This window comes from Sphingomonas daechungensis, assembly GCF_014489495.1.
Classification (GTDB): Bacteria; Pseudomonadota; Alphaproteobacteria; order Sphingomonadales; family Sphingomonadaceae; genus Sphingomicrobium; species Sphingomicrobium daechungense.
Map to the genome: position 1 here is coordinate 388,635 of NZ_CP060780.1, position 19,526 is coordinate 408,160.

At 65.1% G+C, this 19,526-nt stretch carries 20 protein-coding genes, 1 tRNA gene and 2 pseudogenes; 13 read left to right on the forward strand and 10 right to left on the reverse strand.

Annotated elements, in window-relative coordinates:
* Positions 1 to 7: 7 nt before the first annotated feature.
* The 7 genes and pseudogenes from H9L15_RS02020 to H9L15_RS19305 all read left to right on the forward strand — a co-directional run bounded on the left by H9L15_RS02020 (position 8) and on the right by H9L15_RS19305 (position 6,485).
* Complete coding sequence (locus H9L15_RS02020; RefSeq protein WP_223276428.1) at positions 8 to 1,339, forward strand: Ppx/GppA family phosphatase; 1,332 nt, start codon at positions 8 to 10, stop codon at positions 1,337 to 1,339.
* On the forward strand, positions 1,297 to 1,452 hold the full coding sequence (locus tag H9L15_RS16745) for a hypothetical protein (RefSeq protein WP_223276429.1): 156 nt from the start codon (positions 1,297 to 1,299) through the stop codon (positions 1,450 to 1,452). Before H9L15_RS02020 ends, H9L15_RS16745 begins: the two co-directional genes overlap by 43 nt.
* 43 nt (positions 1,453 to 1,495) lie before the next feature.
* Positions 1,496 to 2,518 carry a potassium channel family protein gene (locus H9L15_RS02025; RefSeq protein WP_187714989.1) on the forward strand — a complete coding sequence of 341 codons (1,023 nt, stop codon included), beginning with the start codon at positions 1,496 to 1,498 and terminating at the stop codon, positions 2,516 to 2,518.
* A 55-nt stretch (positions 2,519 to 2,573) separates the two neighbouring features.
* Positions 2,574 to 3,779: a hydrolase gene (locus H9L15_RS02030; RefSeq protein WP_187714990.1), complete on the forward strand. Its 1,206-nt coding sequence runs from the start codon at positions 2,574 to 2,576 to the stop codon at positions 3,777 to 3,779.
* Positions 3,776 to 4,792, forward strand: coding sequence for an arginine N-succinyltransferase (locus tag H9L15_RS02035; protein WP_187714991.1), 1,017 nt, complete (start codon positions 3,776 to 3,778; stop codon positions 4,790 to 4,792). Before H9L15_RS02030 ends, H9L15_RS02035 begins: the two co-directional genes overlap by 4 nt.
* Positions 4,792 to 6,041, forward strand: a pseudogene (locus tag H9L15_RS02040) (N-succinylarginine dihydrolase). Before H9L15_RS02035 ends, H9L15_RS02040 begins: the two are co-directional and overlap by 1 nt.
* 96 nt (positions 6,042 to 6,137) lie before the next feature.
* Positions 6,138 to 6,485: a hypothetical protein gene (locus H9L15_RS19305; protein WP_317617563.1), complete on the forward strand. Its 348-nt coding sequence runs from the start codon at positions 6,138 to 6,140 to the stop codon at positions 6,483 to 6,485.
* Here H9L15_RS19305 and H9L15_RS02050 read toward each other — a convergent pair.
* Together H9L15_RS02050 and H9L15_RS02055 are read right to left on the reverse strand one after the other, a co-directional pair.
* Positions 6,468 to 6,755 (reverse strand): hypothetical protein, encoded by a 288-nt coding sequence (locus H9L15_RS02050; RefSeq protein ID WP_187714992.1) that lies wholly within the window; start codon positions 6,753 to 6,755, stop codon positions 6,468 to 6,470. The genes H9L15_RS19305 and H9L15_RS02050 overlap by 18 nt on opposite strands.
* 44 nt (positions 6,756 to 6,799) lie before the next feature.
* Positions 6,800 to 7,054, reverse strand: coding sequence for a hypothetical protein (locus tag H9L15_RS02055; RefSeq protein ID WP_187714993.1), 255 nt, complete (start codon positions 7,052 to 7,054; stop codon positions 6,800 to 6,802).
* A 220-nt stretch (positions 7,055 to 7,274) separates the two neighbouring features.
* On the opposite strand from H9L15_RS02055, the gene H9L15_RS02060 reads away from it, so the two are divergent.
* Complete coding sequence (locus H9L15_RS02060) at positions 7,275 to 7,427, forward strand: hypothetical protein (protein WP_187714994.1); 153 nt, start codon at positions 7,275 to 7,277, stop codon at positions 7,425 to 7,427.
* A gap of 21 nt (positions 7,428 to 7,448) precedes the next feature.
* Here the strand turns inward: H9L15_RS02060 and H9L15_RS02065 are convergent, their stop codons facing one another.
* Both H9L15_RS02065 and H9L15_RS02070 read right to left on the reverse strand, forming a co-directional pair.
* A complete protein-coding gene (locus H9L15_RS02065; RefSeq protein ID WP_187714995.1) occupies positions 7,449 to 8,813 on the reverse strand; it encodes a PQQ-dependent sugar dehydrogenase in 1,365 nt (454 codons plus the stop codon).
* Entirely contained in the window at positions 8,810 to 9,253 is a 444-nt protein-coding gene (locus tag H9L15_RS02070; RefSeq protein ID WP_187714996.1) for a DUF2231 domain-containing protein, read from the reverse strand. Before H9L15_RS02070 ends, H9L15_RS02065 begins: the two co-directional genes overlap by 4 nt.
* 178 nt (positions 9,254 to 9,431) lie before the next feature.
* Between H9L15_RS02070 and H9L15_RS02075 the strand changes: the two genes are divergently transcribed.
* Together H9L15_RS02075 and H9L15_RS02080 are read left to right on the forward strand one after the other, a co-directional pair.
* Entirely contained in the window at positions 9,432 to 9,944 is a 513-nt protein-coding gene (locus H9L15_RS02075; protein WP_187714997.1) for an alpha/beta hydrolase family protein, read from the forward strand.
* Positions 9,907 to 10,578, forward strand: coding sequence for a lipase family protein (locus tag H9L15_RS02080; RefSeq protein ID WP_187714998.1), 672 nt, complete (start codon positions 9,907 to 9,909; stop codon positions 10,576 to 10,578). The genes H9L15_RS02075 and H9L15_RS02080 overlap by 38 nt, the downstream gene beginning before the upstream one ends.
* Before the next feature lie 6 nt (positions 10,579 to 10,584).
* On the opposite strand, the gene H9L15_RS02085 is transcribed toward H9L15_RS02080, so the two are convergent.
* Positions 10,585 to 10,661: transfer RNA gene (locus tag H9L15_RS02085), tRNA-Arg, on the reverse strand.
* A 98-nt stretch (positions 10,662 to 10,759) separates the two neighbouring features.
* Here H9L15_RS02085 and H9L15_RS02090 point away from each other — a divergent pair.
* Positions 10,760 to 11,266, forward strand: a complete 507-nt coding sequence (locus H9L15_RS02090; RefSeq protein ID WP_187714999.1) for a hypothetical protein — start codon at positions 10,760 to 10,762, stop codon at positions 11,264 to 11,266.
* Here the strand turns inward: H9L15_RS02090 and H9L15_RS02095 are convergent.
* The 3 genes from H9L15_RS02095 to hemB are packed head-to-tail and all read right to left on the reverse strand — an operon-like array spanning position 11,263 to position 14,256.
* A complete protein-coding gene (locus H9L15_RS02095; RefSeq protein ID WP_187715000.1) occupies positions 11,263 to 11,835 on the reverse strand; it encodes a GNAT family N-acetyltransferase in 573 nt (190 codons plus the stop codon). The two genes, H9L15_RS02090 and H9L15_RS02095, sit on opposite strands and share 4 nt — an antisense overlap.
* Positions 11,828 to 13,267, reverse strand: a complete 1,440-nt coding sequence (locus H9L15_RS02100; RefSeq protein ID WP_187715001.1) for a pyridoxal phosphate-dependent decarboxylase family protein — start codon at positions 13,265 to 13,267, stop codon at positions 11,828 to 11,830. The genes H9L15_RS02095 and H9L15_RS02100 overlap by 8 nt, the downstream gene beginning before the upstream one ends.
* Positions 13,267 to 14,256 carry a porphobilinogen synthase gene (hemB, locus tag H9L15_RS02105; protein WP_187715002.1) on the reverse strand — a complete coding sequence of 330 codons (990 nt, stop codon included), beginning with the start codon at positions 14,254 to 14,256 and terminating at the stop codon, positions 13,267 to 13,269. The genes H9L15_RS02100 and hemB overlap by 1 nt, the downstream gene beginning before the upstream one ends.
* 62 nt (positions 14,257 to 14,318) lie before the next feature.
* Between hemB and H9L15_RS19310 the strand changes: the two genes are divergently transcribed.
* Together H9L15_RS19310 and H9L15_RS19315 are read left to right on the forward strand one after the other, a co-directional pair.
* Positions 14,319 to 14,777, forward strand: a complete 459-nt coding sequence (locus H9L15_RS19310; protein ID WP_317617564.1) for a diacylglycerol kinase family protein — start codon at positions 14,319 to 14,321, stop codon at positions 14,775 to 14,777.
* Entirely contained in the window at positions 14,774 to 15,205 is a 432-nt protein-coding gene (locus H9L15_RS19315) for a diacylglycerol/lipid kinase family protein (protein ID WP_317617565.1), read from the forward strand. Before H9L15_RS19310 ends, H9L15_RS19315 begins: the two co-directional genes overlap by 4 nt.
* Here the strand turns inward: H9L15_RS19315 and H9L15_RS02115 are convergent.
* Positions 15,202 to 16,656 (reverse strand): MATE family efflux transporter, encoded by a 1,455-nt coding sequence (locus tag H9L15_RS02115; protein ID WP_187715003.1) that lies wholly within the window; start codon positions 16,654 to 16,656, stop codon positions 15,202 to 15,204. The two genes, H9L15_RS19315 and H9L15_RS02115, sit on opposite strands and share 4 nt — an antisense overlap.
* Positions 16,657 to 16,681: 25 nt before the next feature.
* Positions 16,682 to 19,524: pseudogene (locus tag H9L15_RS02120) on the reverse strand (valine--tRNA ligase).
* Positions 19,525 to 19,526 lie beyond the last annotated feature (2 nt).

Consider the following 19,526-nt stretch of genomic DNA (forward strand, 5'->3'; position numbering starts at 1 on the left):
GACGGCGTTGGCGCGAAAGCCCGTTGCGGTCGTCGATATCGGGTCCAACTCCGTCCGGCTCGTGGTCTATTCCGGCCGCCAGCGCGCGCCCTCGCCGATCTTCAACGAAAAGGTGATGGCGGGGCTTGGCGCCGGGCTTCGCGGCAACGGGCAAATGTCGCCGGAGAGCGAGCAGAAGGCTCTGTCGGCGCTGTGCCGGTACAAGCTGCTGCTTCGCCACATGGGCGTGCGCGAGGCGAAGGTGGTCGCAACGGCGGCTGTCCGCGACGCTGCCAATGCGGACGACTTCATCGCCTCGGTAAAGGCCATCGGCCTGCCCTGCGAAGTGGTGAGCGCCGAGGATGAAGCGCGCTTCTCGGGGCTTGGTGTTCTATCCGCGTTTCCCGGAGCCTCCGGCATCGTAGGCGATCTCGGCGGCGGCAGCCTGGAACTGATCGAGATCGGCAATGACGGCCCCCGCCCGGGCCTTTCGCTTCCGCTTGGAGTGCTGCGCGTCGAACGCAGCAAAGCGGGCGAGAAGCTGGTCCGAGACATCCTCAAGAAAGAGGTAAAGAAGACCGGCCTCGACAAGTCCGGCCGCGGCCAGCCGTTCTACATGGTGGGCGGGTCTTGGCGTGCGCTCGCCAAGATCGACATGATCGCAACCGACTTCCCGCTCCCCGCAACGCACCATTACCGGATCAAGCCGGAGCGCGTCGCCGAACTGCGCAAGATCGCGGAGAATCCTGCCACGTTCGAGGGCCTGCTCTCGTCTGCCCGCCTCGCCAGCGCCCCTGTCGCCGCAATGGTCCTCGAACGGGTCGTCGACGAACTTCAGCCGAGCGAGCTGATCGTCTCGGCCTTCGGGCTTCGCGAGGGCCTGCTTTACGCCGACCTGGACGCGCGTGCGCGAAAGCTCGACCCATTGATCGAGGCGGCCCGCGACGCCGGCGGCGCGGAGCATCGCTTCGGACAGCACGGCGACCTGCTCCACGACTGGATTGCGCCGCTTTTCGAGGACGGACCGAAGATGGAGCGGCTGCGGCGCGCATCCTGCCTGCTCGCGGACGTCGCCTGGCAGGCAGCTCCCCCGTTCCGGGCCGATCGCGGCGTCGAGATGGCGCTGCACGGAGACTGGACCGCCGTCGATGCCGCCGGCCGCGTGATCATGGCCCAGGCGCTCACGTCCAATTTCGGGCGCGACACGCTTCCCGACTGGCGCCTGACGCAATTGGTGAAGCCGGAGCTGCTGCTCCGCGCCCATTGCTGGGCCTCGCGATGCGCCTCGGCCAGCGACTCAGCGGCGGCGTTGCCTCGGTGCTGGAACGGACTCACCTCAATCTCAGCCGCACGTCGGTAACGCTTTGCGTTCCGCATCGGAACGAGGCGCTGGCCGGCGACGCGGTCCGCCGCCGGCTGCAGCGGCTCGCCGAAGCGTTCGGCCGCAAGGCGGAAGTCGCAACCTTCGTCTAGCCTGGCGTGTACTTGCCCACGGAAGTCGGTCTAGGCACGAACAATGGCGGCAAGCGACACCAACGATCTGCTCGTCCTCCGGCGCAAGCCGCGCATCTCCGGCTGGCTGAGCCTTGGCTGGCGACTGGCGATCATGGCCGGGCTGCTCGGTGCCCTGATCCTCATCCACTGGATCGAGCGTGACGGCCTGAAAGACAGCAAGGACGGCGTCGTCAGCTTCCTCGACGTCATTTATTTCACCATGATTAGCGCGACGACGACGGGATACGGCGACATCGTTCCCGTTACCGACCGGACCCGGATGTTCGATGCGCTGGTCGTCACGCCGATCCGCATCCTCTTCATCCTGATCCTCGCGGGCTCCGCTTATTCGTTCGTGGCCCGGCGTTCCTGGGAAAGATTCGTCATGAAACGCATCCAGCAATCGCTGAAGAACCACATCATCGTCGCCGGATACGGCACGAAGAACCGCCGGGCGGTGCAGGAGCTGATCGACCTCGGCGCAGCGCCGGGCTCGATCGTCGTGATCGACACCAACGAGGCCCGGCTCGCACTCGCCAAGGAGCTTGGCTGCATCGTGTTCAACGCCGATGCGGCACGCGACGAGACCCTGCGCGCCGTGCACGTCGAGCGCGCGAAGCTGGTCATCATTTCGGCGGGCCGCGACGACACATCGATCCTGATCTGCCTCACCGCACGCCACCTCGCGCCGGACGTGCGCATCAGCATTGCCGTCAACGAGGAAGACAATGAGCAGCCGGCAAGGCGCGCCGGCGCGGATGTCGTGGTCAATCCGCTCGACTTCGCCGGGCTGTTGCTGGCGACGACCCACGCGGGCCACCACATCGCCGACTATCTCGCCGACCTCGCATCGATGAAGGGCAAGGTCCGCATCGTCGAGCGCGATGTCCGGCCGGAGGAGATCGGCAAGGCGTTGAAAGATATCACCAACGGCCTTGGCCTCCGGATCATTCGCGACGAAACACCCTATGGCTTCTGGCGGCCGCAGGTTCAGAGCCTGGAAGCCGGAGACGTGATCATGGAGATTTGCCCGACCGGGAAATAGGTGCCGACAGCCGTGGTGTGGCCTTCGCGCCTGCCTCCGGCTAGGAGCCTGCCGCATGGGGGCCCTGTCTTCACAAGAACAGATCGTCGTAGAACGCGCCGCAGCCGAGCCGATGCTAGACCAGGTCCTCGCCTGGGCTGCGGTCAATAGTGGGTCGCGCAATCTCGACGGGCTGGCGCGAATGGCCGGGCTGCTCGGCGACGCCTTCTCCAAGCTTCCGGGCAGTGTCGTCCTGGTCGACGCGGCGCCAGTCGACGCAGTCGATGCTGCGGGCAAGACGATCGGAATTGCGCACGGGCAGAATCTGCACCTGAAAGTCCGGCCGGAAGCGCCGGTGCAGCTGCTCTTCACCGGCCATATGGATACGGTCTTCGCGATCGACCACCCGTTCCAGGAAACGCGCTGGCTGGATGACGAGGTGATCAACGGGCCCGGCACCGCCGACATGAAGGGCGGCATCGCGGTCATGCTTGCGGCACTGAAGGCCGTCGAGGCGAGCGGCGTTACGAACCTCGGCTACGAAGTGATCATCAACAGCGATGAGGAAGTCGGTTCGCTCGGCTCCGCTCCGCTGATTGCGGAAACCGCGCGGGGCAAGAAGGCCGCTCTGACTTATGAACCCTCGGCACTCCCGGATGGAACGCTTGCGGGTGCACGGCCCGGCAGCGGCAACTTCGCGATCACCATTCGCGGGCGCTCGGCGCATGCCGGCCGAAATCCGGATGATGGCCGCAACGCCGTCCTTGCCGCGTCCGATCTTGCCCTTCGGTTCGAGAAAATGCGCAGGGCCGGACTGACGGTGAATCCCGCCAAGATCGACGGCGGATCGCCGACCAATGTCGTTCCCGACCTCGCCATCCTGCGCGTGAACCTGCGACCGGCAACGCCCGAGCTCGAAGCCGAAGCCAACGACATGATCGCCGCCGCCATTGCTGCCGTCGCTGCCGAGCGCGACGTGCACATCGACATTCACGGCGGCTTTGCCCGCCCGCCGAAGCCTATGACCCCTGCCGCAGAAGCCTTGTTCGGACTGGTGAAGCAGGCCGGTGCAGATCTCGGCCAGTCGATCGGCTGGCAACCGAGCGGCGGCGTCTGCGATGGCAACAACATCGCCGCCTGCGGCGTGCCCGTCGTCGACACGATGGGCGTGCGCGGCGGCAAGATCCACAGCACGGAGGAATTTCTGATCGTCGAAAGCTTGAAAGAGCGCGCGGCCTTGTCGGCGCTCACCATCCTTCGCCTGGCCGGTGGTGCGGCATGACATTCCGTGTCCGTCCCGCGACTCCTGACGATTTTGCGGCCATCTACGAAATGGCCAAGCTGACCGGCGGCGGCTTCACCAACCTCCCGCCCGACCGCGCGACGCTGGTGCAGAAGCTGGCACGTTCCGAGGACAGCTTTTCGCGGACGGAGGACAGCCAGTCCGACGACCTCTACGTCTTTGTCCTCGAGGACCCGAAGGCCGGGATCATCCGCGGCACCTGCCAGGTGTTCGGCCAGGTCGGCGTCCGCCAGGCGTTCTACTCCTATCACGTCAGCACGCTGACCCAGACCAGCCCCGAGCTCGGAAAGACGTTCCGTAACCAGATGCTGACGCTGACGACGGACCTCGAAGGTTCGTCGGAAGTCGGCGGCCTGTTCCTGCATCCGCAGGCGCGCGCCGGCGGATGGGGCTCGCTGATCGCGCGCAGCCGCTATCTCTTCATCAAGCAGCATCGCGCCCGCTTCGGCGACCGCGTCCTCGCCGAGCTGCGCGGAGTGATGGACGAAGCCGGCAACTCGCCCTTCTGGGACGGTCTCGCCGGCCGTTTCTTCGACATGACTTTCCCGGAGGCCGACGAGTTCAACGCGGTTCACGGAACGCAATTCATCGCCGACCTGATGCCGAAGACACCGATCTACGTCTCGCTGCTGAGCGAGCAGGCGCGCGCCGTCATGGGCCTGCCCCATCCGACCGGCCGAGCGGCGCTGCGAATGCTGGAGGAAGAGAATTTCGTCTTCGACCGCTACATCGACATCTTCGACGGCGGCCCGACGGTCACCGCGCACACCGACGATATCCGGACAATCGACGAATCCGACGAGGAACTGATCGAGGAGATAGCGCCCGGCGGAAAGACCAGGATGCTGCTGGCATGCGGCCGCCTGAAGGATTTCAAGGCCTGCCTCGCATCGACGCGGCGCGCCGGCCGCAAGGGCCTGTGCATCGACCCGGAAGCGGCAGAATTGCTCGGCGTGAAAAAGGGCGACACCGTTCTCGCCGTGAAGCGCTGATGGCTCTTCGTGAAATCAACTTCGACGGGATCATCGGGCCGTCGCACAATTACGCGGGCTGAGCTTCGGCAATCTCGCCTCTACGCGGAACGCGGGGCAGGTCTCGCAGCCCGCGCGGCCGCCCTCCAGGGCCTCGACAAGATGCGCGCGAACTTGGCGCTCGGCCTCGTGCAGGGGTTTTCGTGCCCTTGTCCCGTCCGAACCGGGACTGGCTTGCGTCGCTTGGGACGACGTATGAGGAATGCGAGCAACCGCTCGCCGCGGCGGCCATGTCGGCCTCGGCCATGTGGGCGGCCAATGCCGCAACGGTTTCGCCCGCTCCCGACACGCGGGACGGCCGCACGCATCTAACCGTCGCCAATCTCCGCACCATGCCGCATCGCAGCCACGAATGGCCCGGCACGCTGGCACAGCTACGGGTCGCGTTCGGCAACGATCGTCATTTCGCCGTCCACGATCCGGTCCCGCCGGCGTTCGGCGACGAAGGTGCCGCCAACCACATGCGGATCGCCTCGAAGCATGACGAGCCGGGCCTCGAGCTGTTCGTCTACGGGGTAGCGGGCGGCGCCTTCCCCGCACGCCAGCACCTGCAGGCGTCGAAGGCCATCGCAAGGCTTCACGGACTCGATCCCGAGCGCGCATTGTTCGTCGAGCAATCGGAAGCGGCCATCGCCGCTGGCGCGTTCCATAACGACGTCGTCGCGGTCGCCAACGAGAACGTCCTGTTCGCGCACGAACTGGCCTTCGCGGATCGCAGCAAGGTCGTCGCGTTCTGCGAAGAGCGACTGTCCAGCTTCGAACTGGTCGAAGTCCCGGCGGCGGAGGTGCCGATCGGCGACGCGATCGCCTCCTATCTGTTCAACGCGCAGCTGGTTACGCCGCCCGACGGCGAAATGACCCTGGTCGCCCCCAGCGAAGCGCGCGAGACGCCGACCGTCTGGTCGTGGATCGAACGCCACATCGCAGGCAACGGACCGATCCGTCGCGTCGAGGTCGTCGACGTGCGCCAGTCGATGGCCAATGGCGGCGGCCCGGCCTGCCTTCGCCTTCGGGTGGTCGCCGACCCGAGACCGTCGATCCCCGCTTCATCGTCGACGACGCCAAGCTCGATCGGCTGAGTGAAGTCGTCCGGCAGGACTGGCCGGTCGAAATCGACAATGCCGACCTCCAGAGACCGGCGCTGGTCAGCGACGTCGAGCGGGCCCGGAGCGCGCTGCTGGAAGAGCTCGATCTGACCGACCTCAGCTGAATCCCGAAAAGAGACAAATTCGCCCTTAACCGTATCGTAACCCTGTTCTTTAGCGCGGGAACGGCTCAAAACCGTGACTGACTCGTTCAGGTGTTAATGATTGCGATGCTGAAAAAAGTCGGTCGACTCTTTACCATCAAAACCCGGACGGAAGCCTGGCTGGTGACCTACGCGATCGCGGTCGGTGCCGTCGAACGAGCCCGCCACTACCTTGAACTTTATCCCGGCAATTCCGGCGTCCTGCTGGCCATCGCCTGCACCGGCGTCGTGTTCATTGCGGGCGCCAAGTTGTTGGACTCGGTGCGGCCTGTTCCAGCGGTTGCCAGGGTCGCACGCATTACGCCGCCGCTGCGACGCCAGCGCTATGAAGCTATTCGTAATCGACCCAGATTGCGCCCGACGCGTTCCGGTTCAGGATTACGGTCTTCACTTCACACAGATTGACGCCGTTCCAGACGACTGTGCCGACGCCCTCCAGCGTGGCCTGGATGTCAAATGCGCAGTCGGGATCCGAAAACTGAACGCTTCCGCGTCCGCCCGGTGAGGGCGCATTCCCAGCGCCTTCCAGCCTTGCGTGCCGAAACGGCGGATCGTGAGGTTGGTCATGTTGAGCCCGGTCTGGTTGACGACCGAGAAGCCCGATGCACCCTGTGCCGCCGCGGGCGAAGGCACCGCAACGGCCACAAGGGCAATCAGGAAAGCAAACTTGATCATGCGGGCAATATAAACGCGCTCGCGTTAACGCGAAATACCGGACGTCAGGCCGCCTGCAGCTCCTGGTAGCTGTTGCGCGAGCTCCAGCCGACGACGCTTGGCGAATTGCCGCGCATGTAGGCTTCCTGGAGCGGGAGCGCCGTCCCGCAGAATGCGCACTCGGCCAGCATGCGGCCGATGTGCCAGTGGGTTCGCCCGCAACCCGGGCAGTGGTTTACTTCATTGTCCCGGTAAACCGCATGGTATCCGCGGTTCGCCGGATTGAACGGATCGCGGCGGGACTCGATCGAATTCAGCATCGTCTTTCCTTCCTGCCTCTCCCCAAACCAACGACGGTGAGTCGTTATGTTTCCGCGATAATCCGCGATTGCGGCGAAATTGTCGCGTGCCTGCAACAACTTGTGTCAGTGCGGGACAGATTCGAAGGTGAGTGAACGGCCCTGTGGATATTAACTAAACTTTAGGGATCGACACGCATCGTGCGCTTGTGGGGAGGGAGCCTGCGGGGAGGCGTGGACGATGGAGTCGAACGAGCGTTATTACCGGCGTCGGGCCGTTGAAGAGCGAATGGCCGCGCAAAGGGCGATCACCGAACAGGCCCGCGAATGGCACGCCAAGCTGGCGGCCGATTTCGCCGAACGAGCGCAAGGCGTGATTGCCGCGAGCGCCTAGACGCTCCGGAAGATCCGACAACTATCGAGATGCCTCGCCGCTCGGTGAGGCATTTTTTTCGCCCGCAGCACCAGGCCGCCAGCCGGCGGGCGTCACCCGCCAGACCGCATTGCCGACGTCGTCGGCAATCAGCAGCGCTCCGAACCGTTCGACGGCAACTCCGACCGGGCGGCCCAGCGTCTTCTTGTTCTTCGCATCGAGGAAGCCGGTGACGACGTCGACGGCCTTGCCTGACGGCTTGCCGCCCGCGAACGGCACGTAGACGACCTTGTATCCGTAGAACTTGCGGCGGTCCCAGCTGCCATGCTCACCGATGAAAGCCCCTCCCTTGAACTGCGGCAGGAGGTCACCAGTATAAAATGTCAGCCCCAGCGGCGCGACGTGCGAGCCCAGAGCATAATCCGGCACGATGGCGCTCGCGACCTTGGCCGGGTTTTGCGGACGCACGCGCGGGTCGAGGTGGCGGCCGTAATAGGAATAGGGCCAACCGTAGAAGCCGCCGTCGCGAACCGACGTCAGATAATCGGGCACCAAATGAGCACCAAGCTCGTCGCGTTCATTGACGACGACGTAAAAGGTGTTCGTCCCTGGGTAGAAGGACGGGCTGTTGGGATTGCGGAGCCCAGTCGCGAACTCTCGCGCGAGGCCGGTCTTGCGATCGATCTCCCACACCGCGGCCCGGCCAAGCTCGGCGTCGAAACCATTCTCCACGATATTGCTGTTCGAGCCGACCGTTGCGTAGAGCTTCGAACCGTCCGGGCTCGCCACCAGGCTTTTCGTCCAGTGATGATTGATCACGCCGGCCGGGAGCGGCGTCAGCATCCGACCCGGACCCGAGACCTTCGTCTGCCCGGGCGCAAAGGGATAGGCCACCACGCCGTCCGTGTTCGCGACATACAGCGTCCCGTCGACCCAAGTGACGCCGAACGGCGCATTGAGGTTGTCGAGCAATGTCGTCTGCAGCTCCGGCTTTCCGTCGCCATTCGCGTCGCGGATGAGGCTGATCTCGCTCTTCGGCGAGGGACCGCCGAGATTGTCGGCCTTGCCGATGACGAAGCCGAAGATCAGGTCCTTGGGCCGCTTCACGGGTTCACCCGGCGGCGCCGACTGGACGGCCAGGATATCGCCGTTCGGAAGGACGTAGACGAAGCGCGGATGGTGCAAACCGGTAGCCAGCGGCTGAATCTTTAGACCGTTGGCGACAGTCGGCTTTTGCCCCGCCGACCAGCCGGTTCCCGCAGCGACGTTCATCGGCGGGATCAGGAACTGGGTCGGCTTCGGCAGCACCGGATTCGGCCCGATCTGCGTATTGTCGTCGAAATCGGGGTCGCTGCAGCCGGCGAGAGAGGCCGCAAGGAGGCCAGCGATCAAGAGCCGGTTGGTCATGCGGTCCTCCGCGACGCAGCGCCGAAGAAGACGGCGACGATCATCAGCACAGTGGTGACGCCGGACAGGATGATCCCCTCCGGAACGACCGACGTCCAGCCGTCGCGGCTGTGAACGAAGGCGTTGATCAGGCCGAGCACCAGCGCGACGATGGTAACGATCCCGTGCCAGCGGACGCTGCGCCTCGCGCGATCGCGGCGATGCGCGAACCATTCAATCAGACCCAGCAGCACCGCAAAACCGCCCGCCACAAGACCGGCGGTGATCAGCCAGACCGAGAAGAACGGCCACAGAAAGTAGGTCGAGCGGACGTATGCAATGTCGAACAGGAAGGCGAGAAGGAAGTAGGCGACAGGCATCGAGCCTAACAGCGCATGGAGGGTTTCCATTGCGCCCGGGCGCGCTCGAGCAGTGCTTTCCTCGGGGATACGATCGGCCATAGGTTCGCCTTCGCAACTGACGCGCGCACTACGACCGGACGGCAGAACAAGTTCCATCAACAACATTTGTTGAGACGCAGTCGAACCCTGTTAGCATCGGCCATCACGGGTGTCGGAGAATCGCCATGCGAACGTTTCCCTTCTGCCTCTTGGCCTTTGTCGTCCTGTCGCTCAGCGCTTGCGCCCCCGTTGGGCCGCCCCCGCATTCTACGATTATTCGGGCCCGCCGCCCGCCGGCCGCCACGGCGATCTCATCCGTTACAAGGCGCTTCCGAACGCTCCTGTCGGCAGCCGCGCCTATCGCGTTTTGTACAAGACGACGGCGGAAGACGGGACGGTGATCCCGGTGTCCGGGATGGTCGTCATTCCCAACACGGCGGCACCCGCAGGCGGGCGGCCGGTCGTCGCCTGGGCCCATCCGACCACCGGGGTCATCCCCCAGTGCGCGCCGTCGATATCGACTCTCCGCTACCTGATGATTCCGGGCCTCGATGCGATGCTGAAGGCCGGATACGCCGTTGCTGCGACGGATTATCCGGGTCTCGGCGCCGGAAGCGTCCATCCGTTTCTCGACGGAGTGAGCGAGGCGCGCGCAGTCCTCGACTCCGTGCGCGCAATCGGCGCAATCCCCGGCGCCGCAACCAACGACCGCTTTGCTCTGTGGGGCCATTCGCAGGCGGCCAGGCGGTGATGTTCGCGGCGCAATTGGCGTCCAGCTACACGCCGGAGCTCAAGCTGGCAGGCGCCGCCGCCGCGGCCCGGCCACGGACCTGGCCCAGCTGTTTCGAGACGATCTTGGGACGACCGGCGGCAATAATCTGGCGGCGCTGACCTTGTGGTCGTGGAGCCGCGTCTACGGCGCCTCCTTCTCGAACGTCGTCGTTCCGTCCGCCGTCCCAGCGATCGACACCATCGCCGCCCGTTGCCTGGACACCGTCTTTTCGAGCTCGGCCAAGAAGAAGGCGGACGTGTCTCTGTCGCAGGCTTACTTCACGGTCCCCGACATCACGCGCGTAGAGCCGTGGAAGTCGATCATTCTTCGTAACACGCCGGGCGTGCTGCCAAGGTCGGTCCCGCTATTCCTGTCGCAAAGCACGACGGACGAGGTCGTCCGGCCATCGGTGACCTTCGCCTTTGCTCGGAAGCAGTGTGAGGCGGGACGCACGGTAGACCTCGACGTGATCACCGGCGTCACTCATGAGTGGACGGCGATCAAAACGGCGGATGCTGCCTTTCGATGGCTCCAGGACCGGATGAATGGAGTGCCGCCGCTGAGCGATTGCGGGCGTTTGCCCTCGATCGAAGCCGACCCGGCAAAGGCATAGGGAAAATGGCGCGCCCGGAACGATTCGAACGTCCGACCCTCAGATTCGTAGTCTGATGCTCTATCCAGCTGAGCTACGGGCGCGCGGCCGAGTGAACGGCAGGGGCGCGACATAGGGGGCTGTTGGCGGAGTGGCAACCCCACGATTGCTAGTCCGCGGCAGCGTCCCTAGAGCTTCGCCGATGCGGACCCGCATTCTCCTTGCGCTCGGCCTTCTCGGCGCAGCCAGCGCCTGTTCGACTCCGGATGCGACCTATCCCTCGCTGGCCCCGCGTCCGCAGGAAGCGATCGATCCGCGCGTGCCCATTCCCAACGTGGTTCGAGTCGATCCAGCCGACCCGAGCCTGTCGGCGCACCTAGCGGGGCTGATCGACCAGGCGCAGTCCGGCGACCAGGCGTTCCAGGCCGCCGCCGCCAATGCCGAGCGGCTGGCAAGCAGCGCCGGGCCGCAGCCAAGCGAGAGCTGGGTCGCCGCACAGCAGGCTCTCTCGGCAGCCCAGGAGGCGCGCGGCCCGACAGTCCAGGCGCTCGGCGATATCGACGGCATCGCCGCCGCCGCGCTTCAGAAGCAGGGCGGGATTCCGGCCGGCAACCTCGCAGCCATCCAGGCGGCTGCCGACAAGGTCGCGGCAATCGACGATGCCGAAGCGAGCCGCATCGACGCGATCGAGAAGCGCCTAGGGCTTTAGGCGAGCGCGGCAGCCCTCGCGGCTGGCCATTCCGAAGCGCCGATCGCATAGACGATTACCGGATTGAGCTCGGGCGGGACATCGGCGCTCTGGAAATCCATGTCCTTTCGCCTCGTCATCCGCAGCCGCTTCATCAGGCCCTGGCTGGCTTCGTTCTGCTCGACAGTCAGCGCGACGACATGCGGAGCGCCAAACGTGTCGAAGGCGAGGTCGAGGCTCGCGATGGCCGCTTCCTTGGCGTAGCCCTGCCCCCACGCGTCCTCGCGCAAACGCCAGCCGACCTCGAAGTCGCCCGGATTAGGCGCGCCTTCGCTGTTGACGCGCTTCAGGCCGCAAAAGCCAAGCAGCGCCCCGTCCGCCTTGCGTTCGACGATCCAGAAGGTGTGGCCGAACTCGCGCTGGTACCGCTCGATGCGGCCGAAGGCGGCCTCGTGCCAATCGCGCGTGCGAACCCCGCCAAGCCAACGCATCACCGGTTCGGTGTTGGTGTGCAGCATGAACGCGTCGAGATCCTGCAGGTCCCAGGTCCTCAGGCGGAGGCGCTCGGTTTCAATCGCGGTTTCAGTCATTTAGCGCCCTCACGCCGTCGACGATTGCCTCGATCGCTTCGTCGACATGCTCGACGTGGGTACGGAAGCAAAGAATTGCACAGCGGATCAGGAAGGTGCCGTCGATCCGCGTCCCGCTCATCATCACGCGCCCTTCCTGTTGGAGATGCTTGAGCAAGCGCTCGGTGAATTCGTTCGCATCGCCGGTTTTCGGCAGATAGCGGAAGGCGACGACGGAGAGGTCGGGCGGTGGTCCGGGGTCGAAGCCTTCGATCTCGGACAGGCGCCGGTGGAAGTAGCGGGCGAGCGCCAGCTTTTCCGACTGGGCCGCGCGGAATGCTGCCACGCCTGCGATCTGCAACGGCAACCACAGGCGCATCGCCCGGAAGTGGCGGGTCAGCTCCGGCGACAAATCGGCAGGCGACGGCCCAACCTCGGACTCGCCGAGTGGGCGGATATATTCTCCCGACGCACTGAAGGCGTCGGTCAGGTGGCGTCCATCGCGGACCAGCGCCGCGCCGGTGCCGTAGGGCAGGAACAAGGTCTTGTGCGGATCGAGCGCCACGCTGTCCGCCTGCTCGATCCCGCGCAGCAATTCGCGGCCCTCGTCACAGAGCGCAAACAGGCCGCCATAGGCCCCGTCGACGTGCATCCAGGCGCCATACTTCCGGCAGAGTTCGGCAATCTGGGGAAGCGGATCGACCGCGCCGGTGTCGACGGTGCCGCCTGATGCGACGACCAGCCAGGGCCGGATGCCATCGCGGACGTCTTTCGCCAGCGCTTCCTCCAGCGCCGCCGCCGACATGCGAAGCGCTGCGTCCGTCGCAACCTGCCGGCGCGGGGAGCGACCCCTGCCCGCAATGTGCAGCGCCTTGTCGACGCAATAATGCGCGAACCGGGTGGTGTAGACCGCCCCGCCGCCATCCGGATCGCGCGCTTCGCGGGCGGCGACGATGGCCGTCAGGTTGGCGATGCTCCCGCCCGACGTCAGGGTCCCGGCGGCGGTGTCGGGAAAGCCAACGACGCTCGTCAGCCATTGCGTGCAGGCATTCTCGATGCGGACCGCCCCGGGGCTGGCCGACGCGAAACCGGCATATTTGTTCGAGGCCGCCGCGATCATGTCGCCGAGGGCGGAATGGAACAGCCCGCCGCCGGGAATGTAGGCCATGAATCGCGGCGATGTGGTCGCGAAGCCGGGACGGTCAACACATTCGGCGATGTAGTCGAGCACCCGCGCCGGATCGCGGCCCTGCTCGGTGAATTCCGGGTCCAGCCTCTGCGCAAAGACCTCGGACCAGGGCCTATTGGTCGAGGCCGTCCCAATCTGATCGTGATAGGCGAGGATGTGCTCCAACGCCTGGGTTCCGAGCTGGCCGCGCGCGTCGGCGTCCGGCTCCAGCGGTGCTGCCGCCGTCCGCAGTCGTTCGAGCTCGACGCGGAGCTCGTCCGGCATCAGCCCTGAATCAGCCGCGCAACGTCGAGCGCGTGGTAGGTGAGGACGCCGCTGGCCCCTGCCCGCTTGAAGGCCATCAAGGTCTCGAGGATCAGCGCATCGCGGTCGCCCCCACCCGCCGCCGCCGTGTTCTCGATCATCGCATACTCGCCGCTCACCTGGTAAGCGAAGGTCGGCACGCCGAACGTGTCCTTCACTCGGGCGACGACGTCGAGATAGGGCAGTCCTGGCTTCACCATCACGAAGTCAGCACCCTCGGCCAGGTCGAGCTCGACCTCCCGCAGTGCTTCCTCGATGTTCGCGGGGTTCATCTGGTAGCCGCGCTTGTCGCCTTTCAGTCGGCCGAGCGAGCCGACCGCCTCGCGGAACGGACCGTAGAAGGCGGACGCATATTTCGCGGCATAGGCCATGATCGCGACGTTCTGGTGCCCGCCGTCCTCCAGCGCGGCGCGGATCGCGGCGACGCGGCCGTCCATCATGTCCGACGGGGCGATGATGTCCGCGCCCGCTTCAGCCTGAACGACCGCCTGGTCGACGAGGATTGAGACGGTATCGTCGTTGATGACCCAGCCTGACGCGTCGATCATGCCGTCGTGGCCGTGCGAGGTGTACGGATCGAGCGCGACGTCGGTCAGCACCCCGATCTCCGGCACCGCATCCTTGATCGCCTTGGTCGCGCGGCAAATGAGGTTGTCTTGGTTCAGCGCCTCGCGGGCATCATCGGTGCGCAGCTCGTTCGGCGTATTCGGAAAGAGCGCGATGCACGGAATGCCGAGGCTCGCCGCTTCCTTCGCCTTGGCGGTGATGCGATCGATGCTCCAGCGGCTGACGCCCGGCAGCGACCCGATCGGCTCCTCGCAGCCACTGCCCTCGCAGATGAAGAGCGGCAGGATGAAGTCGCTCGGATGCAGCCGGTTCTCGGCGAGCATGTCGCGCATCCACGGGCTCGACCGGCCCCGGCGCATGCGAAGTGCTGGGAAGGAAGACATGGCGCGCAGATAGACTGGGAGCGCGGGGGAAAGAAAGGGCGCGCCGAACATTGAGCCTCGCAATGACCAAAACGCTTCCGAAACAAGCCATTCTGATCGTCAATGCCGGCAGCCGCCGCGGTGCTGACCTGTTCGAGGAGGCGCGCGACAAGCTGACGGCGGTGGGGATCGAGCTGCTCGACGCCAAGAAGTGCAAGACCGCCGCGACGATGGACAAGGCGGTGAAGGCCGCGCTGAAGAAAGCGCCGATGGTCATCGTCGGCGGCGGCGACGGTTCGCTGTCGTCCTTCGTCGACCATTTCATCGGCACGAACGTCGTCTTCGCATTGCTGCCGCTGGGGACCGCCAACAGCTTCGCGCGAACACTTGGCATCCCCCTCGACCTGGACGGCGCGATTGGCGTGATCGCCAAGGGCGAAGCGCGGAAGATCGACGTCGGCTGCATCAACGGCGACTATTTCCTCAACGCCGCAGCGATGGGCCTCGCCCGAAGGTCGCGGAAAGCGTCCCGCACGGGTTGAAGCGCAAGCTCGGACGCCTGGGCTATCTCGTTTGGGCGGGCTGGTCGGCGGCCAACTTTCGTGCCTTCCGCGTCAAGCTGGAGGACGGGAAGCGAGCTTTTCGCATGTGGGCGACCGAGGTCCGCATCGCCAACGGCCGCTACCACGGCGGGATCGAGCTGATCGAGAACGCCGACCTCAAGAGCGGCGAGATCGTGGTGCAGGTCGTAACTGGGCGAAGCGTTGCCAAGCTCGGCTGGAGCTATCTCGCCTCGGCAACCAAGATGAAGGCACGGCACCAGACGGTGCGGGAGTTCGTGGCCGAGAGCTTCACACTCAGTACCAGGCCGCGGATGAAGGTCTCCATCGACGGAGAAATCGGCGAGGAAACTCCGTTGGAGATCAGCGCCTTGCCAGATGGCGTGATCATCGCGGCGCCACGCGACTAGCCGGCGGGCGTGAGCGCCCCGCCCGGCTCGCGAACTGCATGCGCATGTTCGACGCCCTCTTCCGCATCCGGCTGGACGTCCATCCGCGCCTTTCGCCAGCCCCCCTTGAAGTAATATGCAACCGCCAGGAGCATGTTAACCGTCGATGCCACCGGGAAACTGGTCCACAGGGCATCGGCGCCAAGCCAGCCGTAGGTGGCGAAGATCCAGCCGAAGCGGACGCCGACCAAACCCACGGCAAGGATGATCAGAGGCGCCCACACCGCGCCGTTGGCTCGAACGGTGCCGAACAGCACCATCGTCACCCCGAACAGAACGAAGTTCCATGTCGCGAGCATGTGAATGTGCCGTGCAATCGGCAGCGCCGGGCTGTCGGTGCCCATGAACAGCGCGAGCACCACGCGATCCGCCAGCGTCAGCGCGACGATAAGCCCGGCGGTGATTAGCACGGTGTAGATGATCCCGGAGCGGGTGATGGCGTTGACCCGGTCCCATCGGCCGGCACCGATATTCTGCGCGGTCATAGCGCTGACCGCCGCGCCAAGCGCCATCGCCGGCATCTGGACATATGTCCAAAGCTGCATCGCCACGCCGAACGCGGCGGTGGTGTCCACGCCCTCGCGGTTGACGAGGCTGACCAGGGCGAGTGCGGACATCGAGATGACGACCATCTGGATGCCCATCGGCAGGCCTTTAGTGACGATCGTCCGCAGGATCGTGAAATTGGGCCAGAGGTAGCAAAGCTCCCGCCCGCGCAGGCGCAGCGGCAAGTCTTTGACGTACATGTAGGCCAGCAGGCCGATCAGCGCTGCATAGTTGGCGATCAGTGTCGCGGTCGCGGCGCCGGAAATGCCCATCTCGGGCGCGGGACCGAGCCCGAGAATGAAGACGGGGTTCAGCCCGCTGTCGAGGATGACCGCGACGATCATGAACCACAGCGGCGTGAGACTGTCCCCCGCCCCGCGCAAGGCCATCATCAGCAGGGTCAGTAGCAGCAGCGCCGGCATGGCGAGGAAGATCACGCGCAGATATTCGAGCGCGAGCTGCTCCGCATCACCCGGCGTTCCGAGTGCGTGAAGGATGGCCGGAGCAAGCAGCCAGCCGGCAATCGCGATCACGATGGTAATCATCCCGAACGCGCCGGCGGCAGTTCCGAAGATCCGCCGCGCCTCGTCGACGTCCTTTCGGCCCCAGTACTGACCGATGAGGATGGTCGAGGCCATGCCGAAGCCGAACACGAAGGCCGTCAGCAGGAACATGACCATGTTGGCGTTGGACGTCGCCGCAAGCGCGTGCTCGCCGAGGAAGCGGCCGACCCAGATCGCGTTGATTGTGCCGTTGAGCGACTGAAGGATCGAGGACGCCAGGGTCGGAAGAGCGAACTTGAGCAGGGTCGGCCCGATGCTCCCCTGCGTCAGGTCGCCGCGCTCTGCCGATGCTGCGTCCGCCATCAACCCTCCACGCGTCCCTGCGAAGCTAACCCAGTCTCTCCAACGCAGCGCGGTAGCGTTCCGCTTCCGCCGACTTCTCCGCATGATCCGCGCGCGCCTTTTCCACCGCTTCAGGCTTGGCGCGTTCGGCGAATTGCGGATTGGAAAGACGGGCAGCCAGGCTGTCGCGCTCCTTCTCGGCAGCCGCGACGGCCTTGGTAAGACGACCGCGCTCCGACTCGAAGTCGACGACGCCTTCAAGTGGGAGTGCAATTGTCCACCCTCGGACTACAATTTGGACTGAGTTAGGCGGTGCAGACTCGGCCAGCGATGGCTCGGCGATTTTCGCCAATCGAGCGACTGACTTGTCCTCCTCCAGCAGCTCAAGGAGCGTGGTATCGTAGTGCTCGGACATGACCACGACCGGCTTCAACGTGACCGACCACGGAATTGACAGTTCAGACCGTGCAGCCCTGATTTCACGGATGACATCGATGGTCGTTTCGACGAACCATTTATTCAGTTCGTCCAAGTTTCGATGAACTTCTCGCCCGGTTTGCTCGGACATGTGCTGCATCGCCACATCGAGCTCGGCTTGCTGCGGATGCAGCCCGACTTGAGGGTTCGGCCATTTGGCGACGATCAAATCGTACGAGCGCTCATTCGCGTTCCACAGCTCTTCGGTGACGAAGGGCATGAACGGGTGGAGCATGACGAGAATCTGGTCGAACGCCCAGGCGGCGACGGCCTTCGTCTCCTGGTCGAACGCGCCCTTCACTAGTTCCACGTACCAGTCGCAGAACGTGCCCCAGACGAAGTGGTAGATGGCGTCGGCCATTTCGTCGAAGCGCAGCTCGTCGAAGGCAGTGTCGAGCTTCGCGAGCGTCTCGACGACCTCGCCGATGATCCAGCGGTTGACGGGTAGCTCGGCGGCAGGCGCGGCGATGCTTTGCGATGCGCCGACGCCGTTCATTTGCAGGAAGCGCGCGGCGTTCCACAGCTTGGTCGCGAAGTTGCGGTATCCCTCGACGCGCTTCTCATCGAGCTTGATGTCGCGGCCCTGACTTTCCATCGCCGCCAGCGTGAAGCGCAAGGCATCCGCGCCATATTTGTCGATCAGGCCGAGCGGGTCGACCGTATTGCCCTTCGACTTGGACATCTTCTGGCCCTTGGCGTCGCGGACCAGGCCGTGGAGGTAGAGCGTCTTCCACGGGCGCTCGCCCATGAACTCGAAGCCCTGCATCGCCATGCGGGCGTCCCAGAAGAAGATGATGTCGAAGCCGGAGATGAGCACGTCGTTCGGGTAGTGCCGCTTGAGGTCGTGCGTCTCCTCAGGCCAGCCGAGCGTGGCGAACGGCCACAGGGCAGACGAGAACCAGGTGTCGAGCACATCCTCGTCCTGGCGCAGCTCCACGCCTCCGCCAGCCTGCTGTTGTGCTTCTTCAAAAGTTTCCGCGACGAAAACGTTGCCCGATGGATCGAACCACGCCGGGATGCGGTGGCCCCACCACAGCTGGCGGGAAACGCACCAGGGTTGGATGTTTTCGAGCCAGTTGAACCAGGTCTTCTTCCAGGTCTCCGGAACGACCGCGATGTCGCCGGAGCGCACGGCCTCGATCGCCGGCTTGGCGAGCGTTTCCGCGTCGACGTACCACTGGTCGGTCAGCATCGGCTCGATCACCAGCCCGAGCGGTCGCCGAAGGGCTGCATGATCAGCTTGTCCTCGACCTTGACCATCAGGCCCTCGGCGTCGATGTCGGCGACGACAGCTTTGCGGGCGTCGTAGCGGTCGAGGCCGCGATATTCCTCCGGAACGAGATTGAGCGCGTCTACCTCTTCCGCGCTCGCCATCGCGCCCCTAGCGATTTCGACGGCGCGTTTCGCAGACTCCTCGTACGACGGCCCGTCGGCGCGCATGTGCGCGGTGCCGTCCATCAGGCGGTACATCGGGATGCCGTTGCGCTGGGCGACGCCATAGTCGTTGAGGTCGTGCGCGCCGGTGATCTTCACCGCGCCGGAGCCGAAGTTCGGGTCCGGATAATCGTCGGTGATGATCGGGATCAGGCGGCGATGCTCCTTCGGCCCGACCGGGATCTCGCAGAGCTTGCCAACGATGGGCCGGTAGCGCTCGTCGCCCGGGTGCACCGCGACGGCGCCGTCTCCGAGCATCGTCTCCGGCCGGGTGGTCGCGATCGAGATATAGTCGCGTTCTTCCTGGAGAGTGACGTTCCCGTCCTCGTCCTTCTCGACGTAGGTGTAGGTCTCACCGCCCGCGAGCGGATATTTGAAGTGCCACATGTGGCCCTGCACTTCGCGGTTCTCGACTTCGAGATCGCTGATCGCGGTCTGGAACTTGGGGTCCCAATTCACGAGACGCTTGGCGCGATAGATGAGCTTGCGGTTGTAGAGCTCGACGAAGACCTTGATGACGGCCTTCGAAAAGCCCTCGTCCATGGTGAAGCGTTCGTTCGACCAGTCGCACGACGCGCCGAGGCGCCGAAGCTGGCGGGTGATCGCGCCGCCCGACTGCGCCTTCCACTCCCACACGTGCTCAAGAAACGCCTCGCGGCCGATCTCGGCGCGCTTGACGCGCTGGCTTTCGAGATTGCGCTCGACGACCATCTGCGTGGCGATGCCGGCGTGGTCGGTGCCGACCACCCACAGAGCGTCCTTGCCGCGCATGCGCTCGCGGCGGGTCAGGACGTCCTGCAACGTATTGTCGAGCGCATGGCCGATGTGCAGCGAGCCCGTGACGTTGGGCGGCGGCATGACGATTGTCCACGGTTCCTCATCTGGCCGTTCGGGCCGGAAGAGCCCCTCGGACTCCCAATGCTCGTACCAGCGCTGCTCGATCGCGGACGGATCGAAGGTCTTCGGCAATTCGCTCATGC

What these genes read in the sequence shown, in the direction of transcription:
- H9L15_RS02025 (WP_187714989.1), top strand. Translation starts at nt 1,496, where the DNA reads ATGGCGGCAAGCGACACCAACGATCTGCTCGTCCTCCGGCGCAAGCCG.
- H9L15_RS02035 (WP_187714991.1), top strand. Translation starts at nt 3,776, where the DNA reads ATGACATTCCGTGTCCGTCCCGCGACTCCTGACGATTTTGCGGCCATC.
- H9L15_RS02030 (WP_187714990.1), top strand. Translation starts at nt 2,574, where the DNA reads ATGGGGGCCCTGTCTTCACAAGAACAGATCGTCGTAGAACGCGCCGCA.
- H9L15_RS02050 (WP_187714992.1), bottom strand. Translation starts at nt 6,755, where the DNA reads ATGATCAAGTTTGCTTTCCTGATTGCCCTTGTGGCCGTTGCGGTGCCT.
- H9L15_RS02060 (WP_187714994.1), top strand. Translation starts at nt 7,275, where the DNA reads ATGGAGTCGAACGAGCGTTATTACCGGCGTCGGGCCGTTGAAGAGCGA.
- H9L15_RS19305 (WP_317617563.1), top strand. Translation starts at nt 6,138, where the DNA reads ATGATTGCGATGCTGAAAAAAGTCGGTCGACTCTTTACCATCAAAACC.
- H9L15_RS02095 (WP_187715000.1), bottom strand. Translation starts at nt 11,835, where the DNA reads ATGACTGAAACCGCGATTGAAACCGAGCGCCTCCGCCTGAGGACCTGG.
- H9L15_RS02100 (WP_187715001.1), bottom strand. Translation starts at nt 13,267, where the DNA reads ATGCCGGACGAGCTCCGCGTCGAGCTCGAACGACTGCGGACGGCGGCA.
- H9L15_RS02065 (WP_187714995.1), bottom strand. Translation starts at nt 8,813, where the DNA reads ATGACCAACCGGCTCTTGATCGCTGGCCTCCTTGCGGCCTCTCTCGCC.
- H9L15_RS19310 (WP_317617564.1), top strand. Translation starts at nt 14,319, where the DNA reads ATGACCAAAACGCTTCCGAAACAAGCCATTCTGATCGTCAATGCCGGC.
- hemB (WP_187715002.1), bottom strand. Translation starts at nt 14,256, where the DNA reads ATGTCTTCCTTCCCAGCACTTCGCATGCGCCGGGGCCGGTCGAGCCCG.
- H9L15_RS02090 (WP_187714999.1), top strand. Translation starts at nt 10,760, where the DNA reads ATGCGGACCCGCATTCTCCTTGCGCTCGGCCTTCTCGGCGCAGCCAGC.
- H9L15_RS02070 (WP_187714996.1), bottom strand. Translation starts at nt 9,253, where the DNA reads ATGGCCGATCGTATCCCCGAGGAAAGCACTGCTCGAGCGCGCCCGGGC.
- H9L15_RS02115 (WP_187715003.1), bottom strand. Translation starts at nt 16,656, where the DNA reads ATGGCGGACGCAGCATCGGCAGAGCGCGGCGACCTGACGCAGGGGAGC.
- H9L15_RS02055 (WP_187714993.1), bottom strand. Translation starts at nt 7,054, where the DNA reads ATGCTGAATTCGATCGAGTCCCGCCGCGATCCGTTCAATCCGGCGAAC.